Origin of the sequence: Roseburia sp. OF03-24, assembly GCF_003463035.1 — a bacterium.
Classification (GTDB): domain Bacteria; phylum Bacillota; class Clostridia; order Lachnospirales; family Lachnospiraceae; genus Roseburia; species Roseburia rectibacter.
On sequence record NZ_QSCK01000002.1, the window covers coordinates 57,205 to 83,393 of the forward strand.

Annotated in this window: 23 protein-coding genes and 1 pseudogene; 6 read left to right on the top strand and 18 right to left on the bottom strand. The window is 39.7% G+C overall.

Annotated elements, in window-relative coordinates:
* Nucleotides 1-56: 56 nt before the first annotated feature.
* Nucleotides 57-1,739, top strand: a complete 1,683-nt coding sequence (locus DXA60_RS01520) for a recombinase family protein (protein WP_117918897.1) — start codon at nucleotides 57-59, stop codon at nucleotides 1,737-1,739.
* Nucleotides 1,740-1,773: 34 nt separating this feature from the next.
* Here the strand turns inward: DXA60_RS01520 and DXA60_RS01525 are convergent, their stop codons facing one another.
* The gene (locus tag DXA60_RS01525) at nucleotides 1,774-2,517 is read right to left on the bottom strand and encodes a tetratricopeptide repeat protein (protein ID WP_117918899.1); all 744 of its coding nucleotides are present in this window, start codon (nucleotides 2,515-2,517) and stop codon (nucleotides 1,774-1,776) included.
* Between the two features lie 267 nt (nucleotides 2,518-2,784).
* Between DXA60_RS01525 and DXA60_RS01530 the strand changes: the two genes are divergently transcribed.
* Complete coding sequence (locus DXA60_RS01530) at nucleotides 2,785-3,306, top strand: helix-turn-helix domain-containing protein (protein ID WP_117918900.1); 522 nt, start codon at nucleotides 2,785-2,787, stop codon at nucleotides 3,304-3,306.
* A gap of 433 nt (nucleotides 3,307-3,739) precedes the next feature.
* Entirely contained in the window at nucleotides 3,740-5,764 is a 2,025-nt protein-coding gene (locus tag DXA60_RS01535) for a recombinase family protein (protein WP_117918902.1), read from the top strand.
* 136 nt (nucleotides 5,765-5,900) lie between these two features.
* On the opposite strand, the gene DXA60_RS01540 is transcribed toward DXA60_RS01535, so the two are convergent.
* From DXA60_RS01540 to proB, 8 genes and pseudogenes are all read right to left on the bottom strand, one after another.
* Nucleotides 5,901-6,395 (bottom strand): Pycsar system effector family protein, encoded by a 495-nt coding sequence (locus tag DXA60_RS01540; protein WP_117918904.1) that lies wholly within the window; start codon nucleotides 6,393-6,395, stop codon nucleotides 5,901-5,903.
* A gap of 10 nt (nucleotides 6,396-6,405) precedes the next feature.
* Complete coding sequence (locus DXA60_RS01545; RefSeq protein WP_117918905.1) at nucleotides 6,406-7,959, bottom strand: hypothetical protein; 1,554 nt, start codon at nucleotides 7,957-7,959, stop codon at nucleotides 6,406-6,408.
* Between the two features lie 2 nt (nucleotides 7,960-7,961).
* On the bottom strand, nucleotides 7,962-8,483 hold the full coding sequence (locus tag DXA60_RS01550; RefSeq protein ID WP_117918907.1) for an ImmA/IrrE family metallo-endopeptidase: 522 nt from the start codon (nucleotides 8,481-8,483) through the stop codon (nucleotides 7,962-7,964).
* A 150-nt stretch (nucleotides 8,484-8,633) separates the two neighbouring features.
* Nucleotides 8,634-8,813 (bottom strand): annotated as a pseudogene (locus tag DXA60_RS01555) (tRNA (N6-isopentenyl adenosine(37)-C2)-methylthiotransferase MiaB); the annotation flags it as partial.
* A 37-nt stretch (nucleotides 8,814-8,850) separates the two neighbouring features.
* The gene (locus DXA60_RS01560; RefSeq protein ID WP_117918909.1) at nucleotides 8,851-10,119 is read right to left on the bottom strand and encodes a glutamate-5-semialdehyde dehydrogenase; all 1,269 of its coding nucleotides are present in this window, start codon (nucleotides 10,117-10,119) and stop codon (nucleotides 8,851-8,853) included.
* Nucleotides 10,120-10,415: 296 nt separating this feature from the next.
* Nucleotides 10,416-11,009 carry a 5-formyltetrahydrofolate cyclo-ligase gene (locus DXA60_RS01565; protein WP_117918911.1) on the bottom strand — a complete coding sequence of 198 codons (594 nt, stop codon included), beginning with the start codon at nucleotides 11,007-11,009 and terminating at the stop codon, nucleotides 10,416-10,418.
* Complete coding sequence (locus tag DXA60_RS01570; RefSeq protein WP_186898724.1) at nucleotides 10,984-11,208, bottom strand: DUF896 domain-containing protein; 225 nt, start codon at nucleotides 11,206-11,208, stop codon at nucleotides 10,984-10,986. The genes DXA60_RS01565 and DXA60_RS01570 overlap by 26 nt, the downstream gene beginning before the upstream one ends.
* Nucleotides 11,209-11,260: 52 nt before the next feature.
* Nucleotides 11,261-12,112, bottom strand: a complete 852-nt coding sequence (proB, locus tag DXA60_RS01575; RefSeq protein WP_117918915.1) for a glutamate 5-kinase — start codon at nucleotides 12,110-12,112, stop codon at nucleotides 11,261-11,263.
* A 256-nt stretch (nucleotides 12,113-12,368) separates the two neighbouring features.
* On the opposite strand from proB, the gene DXA60_RS01580 reads away from it, so the two are divergent.
* Nucleotides 12,369-13,430 carry an FAD:protein FMN transferase gene (locus DXA60_RS01580; RefSeq protein WP_117919036.1) on the top strand — a complete coding sequence of 354 codons (1,062 nt, stop codon included), beginning with the start codon at nucleotides 12,369-12,371 and terminating at the stop codon, nucleotides 13,428-13,430.
* A gap of 21 nt (nucleotides 13,431-13,451) precedes the next feature.
* Here the strand turns inward: DXA60_RS01580 and DXA60_RS01585 are convergent, their stop codons facing one another.
* The 6 genes from DXA60_RS01585 to gnpA form a co-directional block, all read right to left on the bottom strand.
* On the bottom strand, nucleotides 13,452-14,738 hold the full coding sequence (locus DXA60_RS01585) for a hypothetical protein (RefSeq protein WP_022112722.1): 1,287 nt from the start codon (nucleotides 14,736-14,738) through the stop codon (nucleotides 13,452-13,454).
* The gene (locus DXA60_RS01590; protein ID WP_015520677.1) at nucleotides 14,689-15,153 is read right to left on the bottom strand and encodes a hypothetical protein; all 465 of its coding nucleotides are present in this window, start codon (nucleotides 15,151-15,153) and stop codon (nucleotides 14,689-14,691) included. Before DXA60_RS01590 ends, DXA60_RS01585 begins: the two co-directional genes overlap by 50 nt.
* Nucleotides 15,150-15,878 carry a carbohydrate ABC transporter permease gene (locus tag DXA60_RS01595; protein WP_006858775.1) on the bottom strand — a complete coding sequence of 243 codons (729 nt, stop codon included), beginning with the start codon at nucleotides 15,876-15,878 and terminating at the stop codon, nucleotides 15,150-15,152. Before DXA60_RS01595 ends, DXA60_RS01590 begins: the two co-directional genes overlap by 4 nt.
* Nucleotides 15,879-15,948: 70 nt before the next feature.
* On the bottom strand, nucleotides 15,949-16,833 hold the full coding sequence (locus DXA60_RS01600) for a carbohydrate ABC transporter permease (RefSeq protein WP_006858763.1): 885 nt from the start codon (nucleotides 16,831-16,833) through the stop codon (nucleotides 15,949-15,951).
* Between the two features lie 65 nt (nucleotides 16,834-16,898).
* Nucleotides 16,899-18,257: an ABC transporter substrate-binding protein gene (locus DXA60_RS01605; protein ID WP_015560606.1), complete on the bottom strand. Its 1,359-nt coding sequence runs from the start codon at nucleotides 18,255-18,257 to the stop codon at nucleotides 16,899-16,901.
* An 82-nt stretch (nucleotides 18,258-18,339) separates the two neighbouring features.
* On the bottom strand, nucleotides 18,340-20,502 hold the full coding sequence (gene gnpA, locus DXA60_RS01610) for a 1,3-beta-galactosyl-N-acetylhexosamine phosphorylase (RefSeq protein ID WP_006858761.1): 2,163 nt from the start codon (nucleotides 20,500-20,502) through the stop codon (nucleotides 18,340-18,342).
* 269 nt (nucleotides 20,503-20,771) lie between these two features.
* Here gnpA and DXA60_RS01615 point away from each other — a divergent pair, with 269 nt between their 5' ends.
* On the top strand, nucleotides 20,772-21,647 hold the full coding sequence (locus DXA60_RS01615) for a helix-turn-helix domain-containing protein (RefSeq protein ID WP_006858760.1): 876 nt from the start codon (nucleotides 20,772-20,774) through the stop codon (nucleotides 21,645-21,647).
* Between the two features lie 157 nt (nucleotides 21,648-21,804).
* Here DXA60_RS01615 and leuD read toward each other — a convergent pair whose 3' ends face one another.
* On the bottom strand, nucleotides 21,805-22,293 hold the full coding sequence (leuD, locus tag DXA60_RS01620) for a 3-isopropylmalate dehydratase small subunit (RefSeq protein WP_117918917.1): 489 nt from the start codon (nucleotides 22,291-22,293) through the stop codon (nucleotides 21,805-21,807).
* A gap of 23 nt (nucleotides 22,294-22,316) precedes the next feature.
* Nucleotides 22,317-23,579: a 3-isopropylmalate dehydratase large subunit gene (gene leuC / locus DXA60_RS01625; RefSeq protein ID WP_117918919.1), complete on the bottom strand. Its 1,263-nt coding sequence runs from the start codon at nucleotides 23,577-23,579 to the stop codon at nucleotides 22,317-22,319.
* A 226-nt stretch (nucleotides 23,580-23,805) separates the two neighbouring features.
* Between leuC and DXA60_RS01630 the strand changes: the two genes are divergently transcribed.
* The gene (locus DXA60_RS01630) at nucleotides 23,806-24,696 is read left to right on the top strand and encodes a LysR family transcriptional regulator (protein WP_199536170.1); all 891 of its coding nucleotides are present in this window, start codon (nucleotides 23,806-23,808) and stop codon (nucleotides 24,694-24,696) included.
* Between the two features lie 149 nt (nucleotides 24,697-24,845).
* Here DXA60_RS01630 and DXA60_RS01635 read toward each other — a convergent pair whose 3' ends face one another.
* Nucleotides 24,846-26,189, bottom strand: a complete 1,344-nt coding sequence (locus tag DXA60_RS01635) for an MATE family efflux transporter (RefSeq protein ID WP_117918923.1) — start codon at nucleotides 26,187-26,189, stop codon at nucleotides 24,846-24,848.

Genomic DNA, 26,189 nt, shown 5'->3' on the forward strand with positions numbered 1-26,189 from the left:
TGTCCTCCCCGGACAGAGTTATAATATAAGTGTAATGTGATAGGGAAGGAGGAACAATGGCACGAGCAAAAAACAGAGGGTATCAGCAGAGTTTCTCTCCCTCTTACACAATCCGCCGCTGGCGGCTGGGCATCTATATCCGGCTTTCAAAGGAAGATTTGAAAAAAGGAAAAGACGATAGCAACAGCGTAAAGAACCAGCGTGACCTACTGAACGATTTTTACCGACGCAACATTGACGAGTTTGAAAGCATCACGGAATATGTGGATGATGGTCATACTGGAACGGACGCCAACCGTGAAGATTTTCAACGACTCTTGGCGGATGTCATGAGTGGTAAAATCAACTGCATTATAGTAAAAGACCTGTCCCGCTTCGCACGAAATTATAGCGATGCCGGAAGTTTGATCGATAACCTGTTTGTTCAAATGGGTGTTCGCTTTATCAGCCTTGCTGAGAATGTGGACAGCTACAAGAACCCCGACAGCGTTTCAAATATCATCGTTCCCATTACAAACGTGATGAACGATAATTACTGCTATCAGACTTCCAAAAAGATCCGGCAGGTATTTGACTACAAGCGGCGCAACGGCCAGTATATCGGAGCATTTGCTCCTTACGGCTATGTAAAGCACCCAAAGGACAAGCACAGGCTGATTGTTGATCCCGATGCTGCTGAAAATGTCAAACTCATTTTCACAATGCTTATTCAAGGGTCATCAAAACGTGCTATCGCGCTGTACCTGAATGAACACGGCGTACCGAGCCCATCGGCTTACAAGGTACAAAAGGGCTTGCCTGTTTCGACAAGAGGGTATGACGATCCTATGTGGGGAGCCCGCATGATCCACTCCATTCTTACCAATCCGACCTACACCGGGGATTTAGCCCAAGGCCGAAGCCGGGTGAAAAGCTACAAGGTACACCAGATTGAAGCTGTTCCACGCGAGGAATGGGTGGAAGTGGCTGGAACGCATGAGGCCATTATCGACTATGAAACTTTCGACAAGGTACAGGCTCTCTTACAGCGTGATACCCGTACTTCCCCGAAAGGCCGTGAGGTACATTTATTCAGCGGCTTTCTGAAATGTGCCGATTGCGGGCGGGCCATTACCCGATGCGTTGGCAAGAACAACAATGTATATTATTCTTGCTCAACCTATAAGAACCGTTCCCGGACAGCCTGTACCATGCACTCAATCAAGCATGAACGGCTGGAGGCTGCTGTTCTGTTCGCCGTACAGCATCAGGTACATTTGGCTGTTTCCTACTCGGAAATCGTTACGCAGATCAATTCCGCTCCAATCAAAAAAAGCCAGTCTTACCGACTGGACAATCTGATAGCTGCAAAAGAGCGGGAACTGACAAAGATAACACGCTACAAGCAATCTCTTTATCAGGACTGGAAAGACGGTGAAATCACCCAGCAGGAATACCGGGATATGAAGGCCGACTATGAACGGCAGACTTCTGATATTTCCGCAGTGCTCACTCGGCTGAACGCTGAACGCGCAGAACTGGCAAACGGTGTAGACAACGAGCATCCTGCACTGGTAGCCTTTATGAAGTATCAGAACATTGAAGCCCTCAACCGTGAAATCTTGGTTGAGCTTGTGGACTATATCAAGGTCTATGAAAACGGCAATATCAGCGTGAAATTCAAATTCGCTGACGAGCTCCACAAGATTGCAGAGTACATTGAAATTAACACTACGGAAGATACCGCAGTAGCGGGCTAACCCCCGCTACAAACCCCTTTGACAGTGTGTTTTCCTAATAGGCGCTAATCATATTAAATTCACCTTGAACTTTTATATCTGGATGTTTTTCTATATATTTTTCTGCTTCAGAATAATCATCCAGTTTTCTGCATATTCTAAATAAAGTTCTTACAGTGACCTTGTCATGATCATATGCTAACATAGCAACAATAATTTCTAACGCCTCTTTATATCTTCCCTTTTTCTCCATTGAAGATACAATAGACTTGTCTATTCTTCTATTATCAATATTATGACCAATACCTAAAATCTTATAATACAAAATATAAACTTGAAAAGTATTTTCAATATTATGAAGATATGATATTGCTTTATTAAAATTTTTATCACTCCTAAATAAATCAACTTGTGGTAACTTCATATAATGAGATATAATTTCACATATAGCCACTATTACATCCTGATTCTTTATTTTTGTATCTAAAATTTTCTGAACTTTTAATAAATAACCATTTATATCTTGGATCACCTTAGAATACCGATTCAGAAATTGCGCAAAATTTCTAACATATTCCACATTGTTATCTATTTTCTTTAAAAATTCTATATATGCCATTCCCGCAGCTTCATAATTATGTTTTTGAAAATATAAATCTCCTAAAAATTTTTCAAAAATATTTTCTTCTGGATACATTGCCTTTGCATCTAAAGCTATTTTTATAGCCTCATCGATATTACCATAATTTCTGCTTTTAGAAATTCTTCTTGAATAACTATATTTTGATATATTTTCCATCTTTATCTCCATAATTATTTTCTTACCATTATTTATTATACCAATTATAATATAACCTGTATACCGAAATTTGTATTCTATTTCATCTTAACCTAACAAAATGGTTCCACTAGCTCTTCATAATTATCTTTCTAATAATCATACATTTTTTGTATTTATGTTTTTTTTGTATTTATGATTTTTTTTGTATTTATGATTTTTTAAAATTGACTTTACATTTTTTTAATAGTATAATCAGCATAATAAGTGAGGTGATGAAATTTGAATATGGGATATAGAATCAGGAAACTCAGAAAAACTTTGGATTTAACACAAAAAGAATTTGGCAGCCGGATCGGTATAAAAGGAAATACGGTTGCTCAATATGAATTAGGTCGAAGTAATCCTGTTGATTCTGTTGTTTCCTTAATTATCCGTGAATATAATGTTTCAGAAGAATGGCTTCGCAACGGCGAAGGAGAAATGTTTAGACCTACTCCATCTAGTGCACTGGAGCAATTAGCAAAGGACTATAACCTGTCAAATGCTGCTTCTAAAATCATTGAAAAATTTGTAACCTTGAAACCGGAAAAAAGGAAAGAATTATTAGATCTCTTTCTTGAAATTGCAAAAGTTCTCGAAGAAAGTGATATTGACACAAGCACTCCTGCTATACCAGAAAACCAATTTCCTAATTTTTCACAGGATTCACTCATTGAAACCATTCGGCAAAATGTTCCAAAAACTCCTGAAGAATTAGAAAAAAGGTTTCCACCAGTAGAACCTAGATCCAACACTAATACAGGTTAGCTGCTTTTAAATGCACCCGACCTTTACAGTTTTATCAGATTAGTAGATAAATTTTTGTCCTTCCGTTAAAGTTTAAATTGTAATACAGAATCTTCCCCTTTACATAATACAGTGCATAAATACTACTTTCATCGTAAATTATGTATTTTGTTTTCACTTATACCACACCTTTCCAGCAAAGGACGGGTGTAGTGATATTATAACTGTAAGTAAAGAGATTGTATTATTTAACATGACACTTTTAATTTGATTTTCAACTAAACAAAAAATAGCCGGTCAATGACTGCAATCACTAACCGGCTTAATACCAGGCATCCGAAAACGGCTTTCCAGTATTAGAAATAAGCAAAATTTATTATACCATTGAAAGTCGCAGAAATCAATCGGCTTTCTTTTTGTACCCTTTTTTCGATCCTGGGGAAAGGACTTCTTCATGGCTTACGCAAAGAACAAAGTTGTCAAATTATGGACTCAAAAAAAAGCTGCTCTTTATGTCCGCGTATCCACCCGGTACCAGGTTGACAAGGACAGTCTTCCTTTTCAACGAAAAAAATTAAAGGAATACTGTAAATTTTTGGAGATCGACAAATATGTAATCTTTGAGGATGACGGGTATTCAGCCAAAAATACTGACCGTCCACATTTTCAAGAAATGATGTCACGCATCCGTACCGGGGAATTTTCCCATGTCATTGTATGGAAAGTTGACCGTGTTTCCAGAAATCTTTTAGATTTTGCTGCAATGTATCAGGAACTGAAAGATCACAAAGTTACTTTCATCTCTATGAATGAACAATTTGATACTTCTACTGCGATCGGTGAGGCTATGCTGAAGATTATCCTGATCTTTGCAGAGCTTGAACGTAACATGACATCTGAACGTGTCACCGGCATTATGTTAGATCGTGCAGAGCAGGGACTATGGAACGGAGCCCGGATGCCAGTAGGATATCGTTGGAACGAACAAACCAAGTTTCCTGAACCAGATCCGGAAGAAGTTAAAATTGTCCAACTCATTTTCGACCGATATGAAGAATGGCGATCCAGTATAAAAATCGCAAGATTCCTTAACAATAAAAATTTCAAATCCAAGCGCGGCGGTGAATGGACATCAAGACTCATTTATGATATTATCCGAAATCCCTTTTATATTGGCACTTATCGTTATAATATGCGCGAAAGCGGCCGTGGTCCTTTAAAGCCGGAAAGTGAATGGATTGTCCGTGAAAATAACCATCCTGGTATTATCTCCAAAGATCAATTTGATCGCTGCAATAAAATCATGGATGAAAATGCATCCCGTCGTGACACCTCTGAAATGCGCGCTAGGAAATTCGTACACACATTCTCCGGACACTTAGTCTGCAGTAATTGCGGCTCAAACATGATTGCGTGTAAAGACCATGCCAGAGCAAACGGGTGGCGCCCTTCCATTTATCGCTGCGCAAAACGCTCCCGGATGATGACCTGTGACAATTCCAAGACAGTAAATGAAACATATCTTGGAACCTTTGTCTTTAACTATATTGCCAATCTTGCCAGAGTTCAGAAAAACTTTACAAAGATAACATCTACCGAAAAGCTTGAATCCGAGCTTTTAAAAGGAGAAGCATTCGAGGCTGTTTCCGGAATCATCCCTGACAGCTTAAATTCAACATTTCAGGCACTTTTATATAGCAACCTGGGAAATGGAACATATGTCCCTGACATTGCTCTTCTAAGCAAATTTGATGAGGTTCAGGATCATAATCAAATAGACCTGTTAAATACAGAAATCGAGAAATCTAAAAATGCTATCACAAGATTAACAGACGTATATTTATATGATCCTGCTTCTATGACCAAAGAGGAATTTGCAGCAAAGAAAAAGGAACTGATAAAGAAAATTGAAGAAATGGAACATCAACTTGCGGAACTCCTTGATAATTCTGAAGATAACGATCTGACAGATCTGTCATTTATCAAAAAGGCTTCCGCTTTCCTGGTAACTCAAAGAATTGTTTCAAAATCATTTATAGATTATGTTCAAATGGCGCAGGAACTGGATAACGAAATTTTAAAAAACTTTGTTGATCAAATCGTGGATCGGATTGTCATTAAAGATGGACGCATTCAGTCAATAACCTTCGTGAATGGATTAACACATGAATTTTTTTATAGCAGACCTGCAGAACTTCCTGTCTGCAAAAAATGCGGCGGTCGTATCGGATCTACCTGTGGCTGCCGTACAAGAACATTTTCTTTTAATGGTAAGCGTTATCAGCGAATAAAAGTCGGCGATCCACGCGATGCTCTCTACGGTCAGAAAAATCCAGTCTGCCCGGAATGTTATGCAAAGGAAGGTCGCTGGCACCACTGGCTATGTGGAATTGAACTATGCCCGATCTGTGGTAAGCCACTTCAAACGTGTGAACATGGGTCAAATGGGAAAAGCAATTTTACATTCAATCAATTATGAAATATTTCACGAAGCACGTTAATACTGCCTTACAAATAAATCTCCCTATAAATTATTATTCATATTTTAGTTAAAAGCGGCCACTCATTGACAAAATGAGTGGCTATTTGTATATCTTGTTATTCTTCCTATCTAATCAAGCGCATATAATCCCCACTATAAAAACTATTACTGCACATACATCTACACGCACAGCATTTTTAAATAGCTTGTATTTAAGAATTGTAATTTGGCTATTTATCAGTACTTCTGTTGCTAAATCATCACATTGTTCTCTTTCATTCGCATTAATATTTATATGGTACCTATTTTCAACAGAATTTATATACATATTTTTATCCTGCATTTTCGCAATGTCTCCATAAAAAATAAGATTTGCATTTGCAGCCATTCCATTTTGGTTTGTTTGGGTTTTATTAGATAAATTAGGATAAAACGACCATAGACAGAATACAGATGAAACCAATAAAATAATACAGGTTAATGAACAAAAAACCACATTCATATTACTGACTTGTGTACAAACTGCCATAAGAGCAATATTTAATGCCACTAAAGCACCATTTTTTGCCTCTGAAAATGAAAGCCAATAATTTGTTCTTTCTAATTGTTCTTTTAAATATTCTTTCATAATGTCTCCTTCAATTATTCGTAAAATATAAATCAAAGTTGCGAAATACCATTCTCAATGTCTGTTCAAAATCGGTAACTGCATTATCTTTAAATTTGTTAATTTCCTCTTCGCCAATCCATTCAATTCTGTCATGTGATTTTTCTGCCCTAAATGCCTCATTTTTTAATGGCTTGTTTACTTTTGCCACAAATATGATACCCTTTTTTATACTACCATGACTTGTTAACTCATATACTGCAATTGGAATTGGCTGCCGTTCCTGACGTTCTTCATCTAAAATCAATTCGATTTCTAATCCAAACATATTTTTATAATATTCCGTTATTGTATTAACAAGACTATTATCACTTGACAATTTAGCACATCCAAACTCCCACTTTTCAGGATTTGTACTATGTTCTTTTGCTCTATGGGTAATCATAACTTTTCTTTCTTCAACATCGCAACATACAACCGCACAGTGAATTTCCAACGGACAAGCATATGCCCCAACTGTTGATTTCAATATATCCCGCGATAATATCTCCATTATATATAATATTTTTTTCTCTAAATTTTTATCTATAAGAATCTTTCTCAATGCAGTATCTATTTCATACATCTCATCCGCTAATAAATAGCTCCCCATATCCTCATGATCGAAATGCTCTCCTGTTTTTTTTCTTCTCCATCGTTGAAAATATTTATTAATCATTTCATTGTTATCAGTTTCATCATAACGAAAACTATTATTAAAATCAAATTTAGCTTTTTCCTTTGATTGATTCTGATTAACTTCTGCAACTATTTTAGAACTATGAAACCAAATAATAGGGTACAATGTCTCATTCCATACCCCTTTCAATCTTACATAATCAATTATGAATAATTCATCTTTTTTTCCAATATCCATCAAAATATATGCTAATTCAAAACTGACAACCAAACGTCTGTCCTGAGTATATGATTTAAGTCTAAAACCAGCATCAATATCTCTCCCTAAATATTCTGTGATAATTTGATTTTGTGAACTGGCAGAATAATTAAACTTTATACATTCATATGGTGAATCTAATTTATTATTCACGATTGCAATCCATGCTGCAGCTTTTATTGAAAGTGGATTTTGCATCATTAATATTTCAATCTCACTTTTTTGAATACTTTGTCCTTCCAAAGTTTCAAAAAATTTTCCTGTTTTTAATGATCGAGATGTTCTTTGTGTTACTTCAAATATTGCATCAACAGCATTACCTATTTCTTGTTTCGAATATACTGTCAAAACAAATATCATTTCATCTCCAATAACACGCCATAACACACATGATGACAATTCTGGCATTTTAAATACACGTGCTCTTATATCCTCCAATAATCCCCTTATAACAATCGGCCAATTTCCAGTTAATGATTTATACATGGTTGAATTAACTATATCAAAAGAAAAGAACAGACTTACTTTAGGAATGTAAATCTGTTCTTCATGAATTTCCTGCTTAGACTCATCATTTTGTGCACTAACAATGGCTTCTGGTTTTTTTAAATCATCTGTATATACTTCTTTTAATTTTATATTTTCCATAATTATGCAAGATACCCTAGAAATCTTCCTCTGTTTATTGCTGCTGCCATAGAAACATTAAAATGCTTTGCTACTTTTGACATATCCACCATATTATTTTCTGAATATTGGTCTAAAACCCTTTTATATGCAACTTGAGGCATCAGCAATGATGCAGCAAACTCATTTGCCTGATACTCCTGTTCGGATGTACCAAATCTCCTATATACAGTTTCATTTTGCGTTTGCCATAAATTTCTATCTATAATAAATCCCATATGAAGAAATAAATGTCCTAATTCATGAGCAATTGTAAACGTTTTTCTTTGAGGATTTTGAAAATATGAGATAGCAATCACAAAACCATATTCCCCTTTTTTTTGAATAGTTCCATCGCATGAATCATCAAAATCAATTCGTTCTTCAATAACTCCTCCAAACATATGAACAATCGACTCTATATCTGAAATCGGAGTACTTATATCATACGCATCAATGATACGCTGTGTCAATTCATTAATGTACTTTCTTGTTGACGCATCCATGGTATCTCCTCCTCTCCAAATCCTTATTAATATTATACCATTTATATGAATGTTTCAACATACAATTTTGCAAATTTTCAAAATTCTTTTTTACAAAAATCCCTTCATTTTTCTAAGAGATTACAACATCTGTTTTACTCATACAATAGGACATCCGAATGTGGATACATGAAAAGTCAGCGGACTTCCTTTTTCCTCGGAAAGCTGTCTTAAATACTCTTTTGCAATATCCATAAAGTAATACTGACGTTCCGGTTCCGTTGCCGGAATCTGGTTTTTATCTGCGATGCGCAATGTCGGGCGCACTCCCGTTGTAACTTTCTGACTCATAAAACTGTTAAATCCTCACTATTTCTATTGCTTTTTCTTATGGTCTTACCTGACCATTTCCATAAATGATATATTTTGTGCTGGTTAATGCTTCTAAGCCCATCGGACCTCTTGCATGAAGTTTCTGCGTGCTGATACCGATCTCCGCGCCAAAACCAAACTCAAAACCATCCGAAAACCGTGTGGATGCATTGACATAGACACAGGCAGCATCCACTTCATCTAAAAACTTCTGTGCATTGGTATAATTTTCCGTAATGATTGCCTCGGAATGTCCTGTATTATAGCGGTTAATATGGGCGATTGCCTCATCCACGGAAGTTACCGTCTTTGCAGAGATCGTATAATCTAAATATTCCCTGCCCCAGTCTTCTTCCACCGCCGGTTTGATCAGTTCTTTATTCAATGCAGCGTCGGCTTCTGCTGCCGCAAAACTTTTCTCATCTGCATGCACCTCCACGTTTTTTTTCTGAAGTGCCTCTGTCAGTTTCGGCATAAACGCATCCACGATCTTTTCATGAATGACAAGCGACTCGCAGGCATTACAGACACCGATCCTCTGGGTTTTGGCATTCAGAATGATATTTACCGCCATGTCAAAATCAGCAGACTCATCCACAAAAATATGACAGTTTCCGGTTCCTGTCTCGATCACAGGTATCGTTGCCTGATTCACAACTGCACGGATCAGTCCTGCTCCACCACGTGGAATCAGAACGTCGACATACTGGTTCATTTTCATGAATGCTGTCGCAGTATCCCTTGACGTATCTTCGATCAGAGATGCTGCTTCTTTTGGAATACCAAGCTGCTCTAATGTCTTCTGGATAACCGAAACAATCGCGATATTCGAATAGATCGCATCACTTCCCCCCTTTAAGATCACAGCATTCCCGGTCTTAAAACAAAGCCCGAAGGCATCAACGGTCACATTCGGCCTTGCCTCATAGATCATGCCGACCACACCAAGCGGTACACGTTTTTTTCCGATCATCAGACCGTTCGGACGTTTTTTCATGGAAAGGACTTCCCCGATCGGATCATCTAAAGCTGCTACCTGCTGCAGACCTTCCGCAATCTGTGCTATTCTCGCTTCATTTAGCATCAGACGGTCTAAGAGTCCCTCCGGCATATGATTATTCCTGCCATTTTCAAGGTCTTTTTCATTTGCGGCAATGATATCAGCAGATGCAGCAATAAGTGCATCTGCCACTGCGATAAGAGCCTGATTTTTCTCATTGGTGCCTAACGTGGCAAGGGTGCGGGATGCAGCTTTGGCTCCCTGGCATATTTGTTCTAGTTCCATGATGATACCTTTCCTTTCTGTGAAATGTTTATATGGTGTTGCGGCGATTTGGCGAAACTCTGCAATGATTGTATATATTATGGCGATACCTGGGGCGAAACTCTGCGATAGGCTGTGGTTGTCGTGAACCGGGCACCTGTTTAACGAAGGCACGCTCTCGCTGCGTGTCGCTCGTAGCGGTACTAAGCGACCAAAATACGGTCGCTAAGTGCCGACGGCTCCCCAGCACCTTCTTTTAAACAGGTGCCCGGTTCACAACAGTCGAAGGTTTTTGGAGCGTTTCGCTTTGGGTAGCCTCAAATTATCTTATATTCATTTTCTTCAGTATAAATACGATCCATTTTTACATCTGTGTCAAGTGTTTCAAGTTCCGATACAAGCTGGTTCTCGTAAGCTAATGCATAGCGGTTTAGCTTTGCAAATCTTGCAAAATAGCGGTCGTAAAAGCCCTTACCGTAGCCGTAGCGGCTGCCAGTGGGGGTAAAGACGACTCCTGGAACTAAGACTGCAACCTGTTGGTCGTATAAATCCATGGGATTTATACGGCGGCATTCCACAGTTGGTTCCATGACATGAAATGCACCCTCCGATGTCTGTGCGAAAGATGTGATCTCGTAAAATTCCATGGTACAGTCTGTTCCTGTCCGTGGCAGCGCGACATGTTTTCCATCATGTAATGCCTGTCTGAGAAACGTCAGGCAGTCTGCCTCTTTTCCAAGCGGATAATAGCCAAAGATCCAGTCTGTTATGGTATACCAGTTCGAGTTTATCAGTTTTTCACAGATTTTTCTGCTTTTTTCCTCTTTTTCCGGTTCTGACATTGCATTTCGGATGGCAAGATGTTTTTTCCGGATTTCTTTTTTATCAGGAAAGCTTTTTCTTATTTCCATATTCTTCGCCAAGGTTTGTGACCGTACCGTCCGGATTTTGCATATCAATGTTATTTAACTGTGCTACGAGATTGCGTTTTACATCTGCAACATAGGCTTTGCGCAACATTGCCTGCTCTTCTTTTTCTGCTGCGGTAAGCCCTTCTGCCTGTGATTTGCGGTAAAGTGCGTTGATTCTGTCAATCTGTTCCTGTTTCATTAAAATCTCCATTCCTGCGCATGAAAAATTTATTATTCACACAAATCTTTTTCTATCCGATTGTTTCTAATATGAAATCTTCAATACGGAATGTTTCTTTCTTCTGTGCCTTAAAAATGGTTCCCCTAAAGCTGTCATCAAAAATATGATGCAGTACACAGACATCTGCTCCGTTTGCAATGATCATATCTGTCCCGGAAAGTGTCGCGATCTTTGCCGCGGTCAGCTTGGTCGCCATGCCGCCGGTTCCGACATCGCTTCCGGTCGTACTCTTTGCCATTCCAAGAATGTCTGAATCCATCTTTTCGACCACTTCGATCAATTTTGCATCCGGATTCTTATGCGGATCATCCGTAAATAATCCGTCAATATCGGATAACAAAATCAAAAGATCTGCTCCAATCAGGGAAGCAACGATCGCAGAAAGCGTGTCATTGTCACCAAACTGCATCTCATAGGTAGATACCGTGTCATTTTCATTGACAATCGGGATCGCACCTAAACGGAACAATTCATCAAATGTATTTTTGGCATTTTCTCTGGAAACTGGGTTGACCATGGTATTTTTGGTCATAAGCACCTGACCTGCCACCTGGTTATATTCTGCAAACAGCTTCTGGTAGATCATCATCAGTCTTGCCTGTCCGACTGCTGCACATGCCTGTTTTGTAGAAAGTTCCCGTGGCCGCTCTGTCATGCCAAGCGACTGTCTTCCAACTGCGATCGCACCGGAACTGACTAAGCAGACATCCATCCCCCTGTTTCTTAAGTTACAAAGCTCGCGCACTAAGTGCTCTAGTTTTGTAAAATTCAGACTGCCGGTCTCCTCATAATTTAATGAAGAAGAACCGATCTTAACAACAACTCTTTTTTTCTCATGAAAGTGAAAACTTTTCTGGTCCATTTTCCCATTGAATCCCCTTTATTTCTGATTATTCTTTTTCGAACATATGCACTGTATTATACTCTATCATATCTGATGCAAAATATCAAAGAAAAAAAGTGAATGCTTGTAGCATATTCATTTTTATGCTACAGTGATGTTCGAATGACACCATTTTATGAAATGATGTTTCAGATAACGAACAAAAGCGTATCTGCTGTGTATTCTCACGGCAGACTGACTGGAAATGGAGAATAACTTGAAAAATAAGATTTTTATGAAGCGAAAATATCGATTATTTTTATGTATGCTGCTATCTGTTCCCGTTTTACTGCTATCTGGCTGTGATCTGCCATCCCGGCTCAATTTTGGCAAAACTTCCGGCTCCGGCGAATCGATCTCCAAATCGGGTTTTTATTTTAATACCGTCATTACCGTCACCTTATATGGAACAAAAGACGAAACCCTGCTCGATGACTGTTTTTCTCTGGCAGACACTTATGAAAATTATTTTTCCAACACGATCGCAGACAGCGATGTGTCAAAAATCAATGCAGCAGGCGGTGCACCTGTCACCGTGCATGAAGAGACCGCAGAACTGATCAAAAAAGGTCTTTATTACGGAGATCTGAGCAATGGAAAATTTGATATTACGATTGGAAAATTATCGGATCTGTGGGATGTTTCTACCAAGGCTTTATTAGAGAAAACAGATGCCTCTATGATTCCATCTGATGATGAGATCAAAAAGGCTTTAACGACAGTAGACTATCAGAATGTAGTTGTAGATGGCAATACCGTCACCTTAAAAGATCCGTCCGCTAAAATTGATCTCGGCGGAATTGCCAAAGGATATATTGCAGACCGCATGAAAGATTACCTGAATCAAAAAGGAGCCGCCTGCGGCTATATCAACCTCGGCGGCAATGTGCTCTGTCTTGGTGCAAAACCGGACGGTTCTTCCTATAATATTGGCATCCAGCGTCCGTTTGACGATGAGGGCGCTGCAATGCTCGCTGTATCCGTGACCGACCAGACCGTTGTGTCTTCCGGTGTTTATGAGCGCTATTTTGAGGTGGACGGCAAACGCTATCATCACATTTTAGATACTGCTACCGGATATCCCTATGATAACGGACTGCTGGGTGTTTCGATCATCACGGACGAATCCGTGGACGGTGATGGACTCTCCACCACCTGTTTTGCACTGGGTTTAGCTGACGGGATGGCGCTTGTGGAAAGTCTGGATAATACAGAAGCCGTTTTTATTACGGAGGATTATGAATTGCATTTTAGTTCGGGGATGGGGACTAAAATTCCGTATCAGGTGATGGAGTGATGATCTGCCATGGTATGGATTTTATAACTGTATGATCTGATTATTTTCTTCCGTAAAGTTTCCACCATCCATATTCTTTCTCACAAAAGGAACTCCCTTGCGAACATAAAATATATTATCTGTAAGCAGTGCATCCGGGTTTTCGGACGGGCTGATGGTTCCACCTAAATCATCATAACTGACGTTATTACGAAATGTGTTATGAATGGCCTCCTGCATACAAAACATCACACAACCGCCTTCATTTTGCCTGCTGTAATTATACTCATACACCGTTCCATCCCCGGAATCTGCATCGTAAGCCATCCCGTCCTGATTCAGCCGTGTGTCTGCCACTTCATTATAACGAAACAACGCATCTTTACATTTCCATGGCCAGATTGCCGCAGCAACCTTTCCACCACGGTTGCCCGGATTGCAATAAATACGGTCATTGATCTCACATGCCACAGAATCGGTCATATTATGTTCCACAAACGGGCGCAGTGCATACATGACCGTTATTCCATCTCCACCTGCCATTTTCACATAATTATCCCGTATCACAATATTCTCATGACCATATTTCAAAAACCTTTTTTTATCCAGTTCTGCACCCGCAAATTTCTCATGTGCATAACTATACCCGACTGCGATCCCCCAACGGCTCACACGATATACATAGCATCCCTCCACCAGGATATCTGAAAATCTTGCCACTCCTGTCATTGCTTCTTCCGCTGGCTGTAATGCTGTCATATAGATGCCGCCATTATTCATATGCTTGTCATAAACATTTCCATGAACATCATGGATTTTAAGATTTCGAAGTGTGATTCCACATCTTAAACCTTTCTCTTTTGCAACGACTGCAACACCTGTACGCTCCATTTTATCTGCCTGTGAATAATTTTCGCCGATCACTTTATCCGCACTGTTTGTAATCTCAATATCCTGTATGATAATATACTCGGCATCAAATAGAAGTACTGCCGAGGAAACATAACCATGGTAAACATGCGTCGGCGAATCCAGTTCTTTTCCATAATCCTGATACCAGATTCCCTGTCCGTCTGTCTTTATCAGAGGATCTTCACCACATCCATAACTTCCAATTACAATCGGCATCTGCTTTGTTCCGCTGTCACGAATCTGTAAAAACTGTTTTTCAAAAACACTTCCACACGCAAGCAATATGTGATCCCCCGGTTTTAGTGCAAGCCTATTGACGGCAAAAAGACTTGCGAATGCACTGTTTTCACTCAAACCGTCATTGGTATCATTTCCGTTTATCGAATCGACATAATATTTCCTGCACAAGTCTGTCATACACTTCCTCCCGCAATCTTTTTTCAATGATCTGCTCTACCTCTTCATAAGAAAAAAGATCTCCAAAATATCTTCCAAATAAATCTTTATTCCGCTCATAGAAAGCTTTTTTCTGATTTTCTGTAATCTCCGGACTGATTCCTGATTTTCTAATATTTTCTGTCGGCTGTACGAAATCCAACCGGAAACGCGTCAATTCATACTGTAGATACATCGGCAATGAATATCTGCGCGGTCCGTAAAATACCTTTTTCTCCATTTCAAGCCTGGCATTCTCTTCATTTTTTTCTGCACATCTTTTTTCCAACGCCTCTATACCGGCGTTTTCAATCAACCCCAGCTTTTCTGCAAGAACAAGTTCGGCTTTCGCATATGCCCACTCTTCTGGTGTAAGGCAGTATCTTTTTTCTATCATTTAACAGCCCCCGTAATTCCATTTGCAAAACTTTTCTGCAGACATAAGAAAATAATCGCCGTCGGAAGTGTACAGATCAGTACACCGAGCATCAACATCCCATAATCAACACTGTAGCCGCTTTTTAAGTTTGCCACAAGCATTGGCATTGTGATGGAATCATTATTTTGAAAGACAATCTTTGGCCACAGATAACTATTCCATGCGTTCATAAAAGTAACCGTCATTGCAGCTCCATATGTTGATTTCATAACAGGCACAAACATCCGGAAAAAAATCTGTATTTCACTTAGCCCCTCCAGACGAGCCGCCTCTATAATATCATGAGGGAAAGACCGCGCCGCCTGACGGAACATCATAATCATAAATGGCGTTGAAATAGACGGCAAAACAAATGCAATCCAGCTATTGACCAGATTCCAGGAAGAGATCATTTTAAAAAGCGGGATCATGATTGCAACAAATGGCAGCATCATAGCTAACAACAATACACTCATCAATATGTCTTTTCCCTTATCATGATAAATTTCAAATCCATAACCTGCAATTGAACAGACCAATAATGTGATAATCGTCATAAGAATCGCATTTCGAAATGAATTGATCATTGCCAGCCCCAGATTCTGATTGGCAATCAATGCCTTAAAATTTTCGACTAAATATGTTCCAGGAAGCAGTTTTCCCCTGACCACATCAATACTTTGATTGGTTGCACCACAAACCATGTAATATAGTGGAAATACAGACAAAAAACTTGCAAAAATCAATACAATATGTGATATACATAATTTTCCTTTACTCACGTTTGTCACCTACTTTCATTTGAATTGCAGACAAAATTGCCACTATAATAAGGATAAACACTGAAAGTGCTGCCGCATAATTAAATTTTGGTGTCTCCACAAAAGAAATGTTATAAATATAATGCGTCAATGTCATTGTTGACTTTCCCGGTCCACCAGCCGTTAAATTTACAGACTCGTCAAACAACTGCAGTGTTCCAGACGTTGACATAATAGCCGTCAGTAATATGGTGGGCTTTAACAGTGGAATGGTGATCTTTGTAAACTGTTGAAACGGTGATGCCCCATCAATACGACTCGCCTCATAGACGGAATAATCAATATTCTGCAGCCCTGCAAGATAAAACACCATATTGTAACCGGTCCATCTCCAGACCAACGCGATTATAATTACAAATCTTGCAGCCCATGCATTCTGAAACCAGTCTACGGTCGGAAGTCCAATCGCAGAAATAACGTGATTGACCAGACCATCCTGCGCAAACAGTGACTTAAAAATCATAGAATACGATACCAGTGATGTTGCACATGGCAGGAAAATCATAGTTCGATAGATTCCTTTTCCCTTTATATTCGGATTGTTCAGTAATTGAGCAAGAACAAGGGCAATGATCAACATGACTGGAACCTGTATGATAAAATAAAATACTGTATTGAAAAGGCACTGCAAAAATGTTTTGTCCTTCAGTATCCTGACATAGTTTGCAAAGCCAACCCACCTTACAGAATCTCCCATACCATTCTTAAATGACAGCATAAGCGCCTGTATCATGGGATAAAAACAAAATACAAAAATCAATATAGCTGCCGGAAGCAAAAACGCCCAACCAGTGAGGTTATGTTTTCTTTCCAGACTTAATTTTCTTTTTTTCTCCATATATTTTCTCCTAATGTAATACCGGGAACATAAAATTTGTTCCCGGTACAAACCACTTTACATATTTAATTTTCAATATTAAATTCTAATGTTTCCTGTGCATTATTCATTTCACCGTCAATATCAGCATTATTCTGAACAACATTTGTGATTGCATCTGTCAATGCACTTCTTATGTCCGAATAGTATGCACCACAGTCAAATGCTGGAACCGAACCTGCATATCCAACGATATCTTTATATACTGCCTGTCCACCATAAAAATCTGATGCCTGATTATATACATCAGACTGTGCAGCCGGAATGTAGCTTGCAATCGCACCTGCATTCGGCAACAGATCATCATATAATTCCACACTGCTTCCAAATGTAGATTTTAAGAAATCAAATGCAAGTTCTGTATTCTTACAGTTAGAAGATACTGCCCAGCTTGCACCACCACAATTTGCATAATTTGTGGCTCCATCAACTCCATCCAGTTTTGGCATGTTTACAATTGCCCATTTTCCTGACTGATCCTCTGCCGCCTGAATGGATGACATGATCCAGCATCCATTGATCACTCCTGCTGTTTTTCCGTCATTCATAGAGGCAATATACTGATCCCAGTCCGTATACTCGGCAATAATACCCTCATCAACTAATTTTTTATAAACTTCCATTGTCTTTTTTAACGCTTCATTGTCTGCAATATGAACCTTTCCGTCAACAATTGGTGAGGCTCCTGCCGACTGCAGCATTTCCATAAGTAATTCGGATCCCCCGGAGGAAGCGATCATTGGCACTCCATTCGCCTCTACTACTTTTTTTGCAAGTTCCTCAAACTGTGACCATGTAGTATCCTTAAAATCGTCAACCGTAAGACCTGCCGCCTCTACCATATCCGAACGAATTGCCATAATCGTTGCACCATTATCAAAAGGAAGTCCATAATTTTTTCCCTCTGCCGTGGAATCTGCAAGTTTTCCCTCTGTAAACTGCGAAAAATCAATTCCGGAATCTGTTAATTCTGTAAAAATTCCAGGAAAATTGGCAATATTTTTATGGAACGAATAGTCCTGCATCAGAAAAATATCCGGTAAAGTACTGTAATCTCCTGACGTTGCAGCTGTAATCAGCTTTGTCTCAATATCATTATAAATATTTTCCTGAATATCCAGTTTAAAATCTGGATGGTCTTTCTGATAAATCTTTTCTGCCTGTTCCATGGCATAAATATTAAAAGTGGGATCCCAGCACCATACCGTAAGTGTTTCATCTCCATTTTCATTTGTTTCTGCGGAAACACTCTGCGTATCCTCATTACTGTTCGTAACATTTTCTTTTTCGTTCGTGTTTCCTTCATTTTGGTTCCCACCACATCCGGCAAGCACAGATACTGTCATAGTTGCTGCCAACATGAATCCCAATGCTTTTTTCTTCATAAAAAATACCTCCCTGCAAAAATTATTATTTTTTTATTTTATAAAATATGACGGTATGATACCACTCATAAATTATCAATAGTTACATTGTCTCATTCAACCACCGCATTTCTCCTGGTTCTAGTGTCAACCTTACGATAAAATCGCCATTGATATACAGATCTGTCTGACATTCTTTTCCTGAATTATTTATGACAGCTATTTTTTGCGTTTTCTGAAAAACAGTGACCTCAGTATCTACATTTGTTACGTAATATCGTTTCATCTCCTGTTCCATTCCCGCTGCATAATAGATTGCACGAAGCAGAATACGGCAGTTCTGAGGGGAATACGGCAGTCCTGCAAAGTAAACACCGTGACCTTTTCCGTATTGATTAACAACCAGCTGGCTGTATTCTCCATCCATTGCAAGAATCTGATAATGATCTCCCTGCGCATAAATGCGGGTCGTACCTTCTCCGAAATCAATATCCCCTTCAATATCTTCCAAGATAAAATGCTGCGGATTTTTCTCGTTATATTTATCTGTACTTAGTGAAAAACCCATCTCACGATCTACACCAAGCACATCCGCCAGCTGGAAAAATCTTCCCTGATGCTGATATGCTGTCGGTTCTCCTACTCCGATAAATCCACCACCTTCATCCACAAACTGTCTTAACGTTGTTACAACTGCTTCATCAATCCAATTTTCAGCTCCACTGAATGACGTATATGCATCTCCAACATTGATGATCACCCTGATATCTTTTGGGATTCCTTTTTTCACATCATCAAAAGAGATAAATTCTACATCAAACGGCATTCCACTCAGACATTCCAGCACTCCCTCTGCAGAATAAGTTTCTCTGTGCCATATTGCATGATGCACCTGGTTTGACATCCATTTCCGCAAACCTCCCCAACAGTTTAAAACTGCTACTTTAAATGGTGCAACATAAGATTTCGTCCCGTTCATATTTTCATGTATCTGTCTGAATTCCCCGACAACACTTTGAATCTCTTCTATAAATCCCGGCCATTCACTGGCCAATTTTAAATATCCGCCATATCCGATGCGGTCAAGCGGAGAACGTAAAATTGCCCTTCTCGCTTTCATCCAGTTGTCCTTTGCCTCCCCTATGGGATCTCCGCCTTCTCCAAACACGTCGGGGAAAAAATATGGCAAAAGCCTTCCTTCTGTATATTTAACCCCTTTTATATCTGAAATCATACGGAGTGTCACACCACTGCCAACAGAACCAACTACTGCATCCAGACCAATTTCTGCAAAATATTTTCCGTATGGTTCCGTCCCTATCCAATGATCTCCCAAAAACATCATCGCTTCTTTTCCATAGGAATGAACAATATCTACAAGTTCCTTGGCAAGCGCACAAACTTCCTGCTGCTGGAATTCAATAAAATCCTTAAACTCACGACTTGGCACACGGAACATGCTGTTGTGATATCCCTGATCCACAATAAATTCCGGTCTGAATTTATACCCTGCCCACTTTTCAAATTTCTCTAATATGTATGGACTTACACTTGCACTATATCCAAACCATTCTACAAATTTTTCACGTTTTTTATCATCAAAGGTAAGTGTAAACTGGTGAAAAAAAGTCGTAAATCTTACCACGTCGATCTGCGGGTTTTCTTCACACCAGCGTTTTAATTTTTCTTTTACGTACTTCTGGGTTTTCGGCTGCCGCACATCATATGTCAGTTGATGTGGTGTATCTTTCCAATCATTTGTAATAAAGTTATACATATGTACAGGATCCCATATTAAAAACGCCAGAAAACTTACCGTATATTCATGATAAGGAATGGTTTTTATTTCAACTTCTTCCCGTTCTTTTTTAAATTCCCAGTCATCGACAGAAACCACTTCACCCGTTGTGCGATCAATTACTTCCCACCATCTTTTGGGATCATCCAACGTATTGACTTTTAACTGCTGTGTATGAAATCCTTCCATCAATCTTATACATAGTTTTTCACTTCTTGCAGTTACACGATTGCTGATCAGGTATTCCTGTTGAATCTCTTCCGGATTTTGCTCGGCCCAGGCATTATCCTTTCTGGTCGTATAATACGTTGCATATTTCTTTACCGGCTCATTCAATAACGCATCCGGCATCTCCGTTCCGTCACAGTCACGCAATGCATCTGCTCCAAGAAGATTTTTCAATCGTATGGTTTCCTCGACAATGTCTGCATCGGTCGGCAATGTCAGTCTGCCTGTTTGTTTTGTCATTCCTGTCTTCTCCTTTCTTGTCTCATCACCTGATGTTTTTAAGTATATCTGTCTGCATCAACTGCATCAATTTTTATGTTGCTCTAATTTTTATATATCTTGCTTTATACTCAATAAAATATTTGCATTTATCATAAATTACTGTATACTTGCAATAAGAAACCCTATTTAATTGCTATTTTATTCATCAGTTTCACAACATTATTTTAGTAATATTGCGGTTTTAATCTATAAGATATAAAATTTGATACAACAGGAAGATAATACAAATGAGTAATGAATTAATTAATTTTGAGTACAAAGGAGTACCCGATCCGGATTTTAAACTTCGTTATATTTCTATTTCTAAATACGAAGGGGATTGGCAAAGCCACCCTCACACCCATCAGTTTTCTGAACTTTTCTATGTTATCAGTGGAAAAGGTGTATTTTACATTGAAAATGATACGGTTTCTGTATGTGCAGACGATCTGATAATCATAAATCCACATATTGAACATACGGAAAAAACGATGTCAAACGATCCTATGACCTATATTGTATTTGGTGTAGAAGGGCTCGCTTTCTATTTTAATTCCCAAAACGCTGCTAACCCAAAAGGATACAGCTACTATAATTATGGTTCCGCCAAAACACACTTTATTAATTTTTCCCAGATTATGATAAAAGAATTTAATGCAAGAAAGCCAGGTTTTGAAGCAATCTGTCATGGTCTCCTACAGGTTTTGCTTGTTTATATTACACGCGAACAGCATCTTTCTGTCATATCTGATACCACTTTGCAAATATCAAAGGAATGTTTTGTTGCGAAAAAATATATTGATGCTAATTATGCAAAAAATATTACTTTAGATCTGCTCGCTGAAATCACCCATATCAACAAATTTTATTTATCACATTCTTTTACGGAGTATGTTGGAACATCCCCCATCAATTACCTGATGGAAACCAGACTCGCTGCAAGCAAAGAACTATTGCTCAGCTCCAGTCGCTCGATTGCAGAAGTTGCATCCAGCACAGGTTTTTCATCACAGTCGTATTTTTCGCAGATTTTCCGAAAGAATACAGGTATGTCACCCCTGCAATACCGTAAACTGAAACAAACAGATTCGAAAACCATGCAGGATGATTCCTATTATATTTGAAAATTTTATAGAAACATATAGACTTAATTGATCATTTCATGCACAAAATGATACACATTTTCTTTATTACGACAAAACAAAAAAATCCGCCAAAGCCCCACTGCATAGAAATGCAGTCCCAGTCTTTGACGGATTTTCTTATTCATTGATTTTCATTTTATTTCTGGTTAATATAGTTGACCAGTCCCTCACAGTCAATAATTTTCTGCATGAACGGCGGGAACGCCTGGCCCCGATATGAGGTACCCTTTGTCACATCCGTGATCACTCCTGTGTCAAAGTTGACTTCCACTTCGTCTCCGGCTTCGATCTCTTTTGCTGCCTGCGGACATTCAATGATCGGAAGTCCGATATTGATCGCATTACGGTAAAAAATACGTGCAAATGTCTCTGCAATAACACAGCTTACTCCGGCTGCCTTTATAGAAATCGGAGCATGCTCTCTGGATGAACCGCATCCAAAGTTTTTATTTGCCACCATGATATCTCCTGCTTTGACATTCTTTACGAAATCTTTATCGATATCTTCCATGCAATGCAATGCCAGTTCCTTCGGATCAGAAGAATTTAAGTATCTTGCCGGAATGATGACATCGGTATCTACGTTGTCTCCGTATTTGAATACATGACCTTTTGCTGCTTTCATGTTTACTCTCCTTTTTCTTAAACCTATGCTACTTCATCCGGTCCGGAAAGTTTTCCGGTGATCGCACTTGCTGCCGCTACTGCCGGGCTGGCAAGATAAATCTCAGACTCCACATGTCCCATTCTTCCTACGAAGTTACGATTTGTGGTGGAAACGCAGCGCTCATGCTCTGCAAGGATTCCCATATAACCACCAAGGCAAGGTCCGCAGGTCGGTGTGCTCACAACTGCACCAGCCTCAATAAAAATCTTAAGCAGTCCTTCTTCCATTGCATCGAGGTAGATCTTCTGTGTTGCCGGGATCACGATCACACGCAGTCCTTTTGCTACTTTTTTGCCTTTTAAGATAGAAGCTGCCACACGCAGGTCATCCATCCTTCCGTTTGTACAGGAACCGATCACTACCTGGTCGATCTTGATATCACCGACCTCGTCGATCGTCTTTGTGTTCTCCGGAAGGTGCGGGAATGCAACGGTAGGTTTTAAAGTACTGAGGTCGATCGTATAAGTCTCCTCGTACTCTGCATCCTCATCTGCCTCATAGACAACATATGGACGTTTGGAATGTGCTTCCATATATTCTTTTGCCAGATCATCTACCGGGAAAATACCATTCTTTCCACCTGCTTCGATCGCCATATTTGCAATCGTAAAACGATCATCCATTGAAAGGTAAGAAATGCCATCTCCAACAAATTCCATTGATTTGTAGAGCGCACCGTCCACACCGATCATTCCAATGATATGTAAAATGATGTCTTTTCCGCTGATCCATTTTGCCGGTTTGCCGGTCAGGACAAATTTGATCGCTGCAGGTACTTTAAACCATGCTTTTCCGGTTGCCATACCAGCCGCCATATCCGTACTGCCGACTCCGGTGGAAAATGCACCCAGCGCACCGTAGGTACAGGTGTGGGAATCCGCACCGATAATGACATCGCCTGCCACGGTAAGACCTTTCTCCGGCAGCAGTGCATGCTCTATTCCCATCTCTCCTACATCAAAATAATTTGTAATATCATGCCGGCAGGCAAACTCTCTGACGCATTTACAATGCTGTGCAGATTTGATATCCTTATTCGGCACAAAGTGATCTAACACAAGTGCGATCTTGTCCTTATCAAAGACACCGTCCACCTTCATTTTATCCATTTCATGAATTGCTACCGGTGAAGTAATGTCGTTGCCTAAAACCAGATCCAAATCTGCCTCTATAAGCTGTCCGGCACTGACTGATGGAAGTCCTGCATGAGCTGCAAGGATTTTCTGTGTCATCGTCATCCCCATGGGTATATCCTCCTAAAAAATTAAAATCTGTGTCAGGAATGGTGTGTGCCCGTTCCTTTTTTGTGTGATGTGTGTGTAGAACAACACTCGCTGTCCTATCTGTATGTTATTCTAACACAGGTATTACTATAATAAAAATACATAATAAATATATTTGCCATAACTAAACTTCATGGTATAATAAGAAAAATTATTGATGTATCCAGTATCAGAAAGGAATTTTATCATGAACCAGAATTTATCATCTTACCGGATTTTTTATACCGTTGCAAATACCGGCAACATTTCAAAGGCTGCAAAAGAACTCTACATCAGCCAGCCTGCCATCAGTAAATCCATCCAGAAATTAGAGGAAGGTGTCGGCTGCAAGCTGTTTTCCAGAAGTTCCCGCGGCGTTGTCTTAACCGATGAGGGAAAACTGCTCTACGACCATGTGAGCAGCGCCTTTGAGACTTTAACCCTCGGTGAGGAAAAATTAAAACGCTCCATTGAACTCGGTGTCGGCCACTTAAAGATCGGCGTCAGCGCAACCCTCTGTAAATATCTGCTGCTCCCTTATCTGCAGGAGTTCATACGCCAGAACCCGCACGTCTCTATCTCCATCACCTGCCAGTCTACAAATGAGACACTTGAGCTGCTTGAAGACAATAAAATTGATATCGGTCTGGTAGGAAAACCGGATAATTTAAAAAATATCCATTTTGATTTTCTCGAGGAGATCGAAGATATCTTTGTCTGCACCAAAGACTATCTGCGGAATTTGCGCGCGCGCGGCGTCCACAAGGATCAGATTCTGACAAACTCAACACTGATGCTGCTCGATAAAAACAATATGACACGCCAGTATATCGACGACTATCTTTCCGACAACCAGATTCAGGTCAAAGAATCCATCGATATCTCCAGCATGGATCTTCTGATCGACTTTGCCCGTATCGGTGTCGGTGTTGCCTGCGTCATCAAAAGTTTTGTAAAAGAGGATCTCGCCTCCGGCGCCTTAGTGGAGATTCCGCTTGGCATCCCAATCCATAAGCGTGAGGTCGGTTTTGCCTATAAAACAACGACAAAACCTTCCAAAACACTCGCCGAATTTATCCGGTTTTATAAAAACTTTTAATAGATACAATATAATAGAATGCACGCTCCGCGAACATTCTATTATCATGAACTATACAGCCAGGTTGGCAAAGCGAATTGGCACAACAAACTCTACTTTTTCTCAAAACTATACAGCCATATTCGCAAAGCGAATTGGCGCAACAAACTTTACTTTTTCTCAAAACTATACAGCCAATTCGCTTTTAAGAAGTAAATCAAAAAGATCACCGAACTGATTGACCAGGTCAGCGGGTACGCCCAGAAGATGACCTGGATTTTCGGGATAAAATGCACGGTAACCGTGATGTATGTAATCCTTATGATACACCAGGATGCAAGCATGACAAACATCGGTACTGTGGATTTTCCTGCACCGCGCATAATACCGGCAATACAGTGGGAAAATGCCAAAAAACAGTAAAATAATGCCTCTACATGTGCCTGTCTGGTGGCAAATTCAACCACCTGTGCCTCACTGTTAAACGCTGCAGCAAGCTGCGGAATTGCAAAATAGACAATCACACCAACCAGTTCCGCAAGCACGGTGGAGCATGCAATGCCAAAATATGCACCCTTCTTAGCTCTGTCATACTGTCTTGCACCGAGATTCTGTCCGATAAACGTTGTGAGTGACATAGCAAAACAGGTGATCGGCAGAAATGCAAAGCCTTCTATTTTCGAATAAACACCACATCCTGCAACCGCCATCACTCCAAATTTGTTAATATTCGTCTGTACAATAATATTTGCAAATGAAATGATGGAATTCTGCATACCGGACGGCAGTCCGATCCCTATGATCTGTCCTAACATTCCCTTATGAAAACGTATCTGCGAGATCTGCACCTGATAAACATCTTTGGTCCGCATCAGACGCATCATACATAAAAATGCACTGGAAAACTGTGAAATAATCGTTGCAAGTGCTGCAGCACCGACACCAAATCCTAACAATCCGACAAATAATAAATCCAGTATAATATTAACGATGGATGAAAAAATCAGATAATAAAGCGGATGTCTGCTGTCTCCGACTGCCTGCAAAATCCCCATCACGATATTGTACATAACAAAAGCGATCGATCCGGCAAAATATACCCTGAAGTATACAATAGAATTTGGCAGTACCGACTTCGGCGTTCCCATCAGAACAAGGATCTGGGGAGCTAGGATCATCCCGATCGCGGTCAGAATACAGCCGGACACCAGACCAAATGCAATATTGGTATGTACCGCTTTTTTCAATCCTTCATAATCTGCTGCTCCAAAATATTTCGAAATGACAACGCCGGCACCAACTGCAATTCCATTAAAAAAGCCGACCATCAGAAATATCAGACTACCGGAAGAACTGACAGCTGCAAGAGCATCACTGCCAAGAAAATTACCGACGATCAGAGAATCGGCAGTATTATATAACTGCTGAAACAGGTTTCCTAAAAAGAGGGGGATTGCAAATGACACAATCCCCTTCCAGATGGAACCCTCTAATAAGTTTGTTCCTTTTTTCAT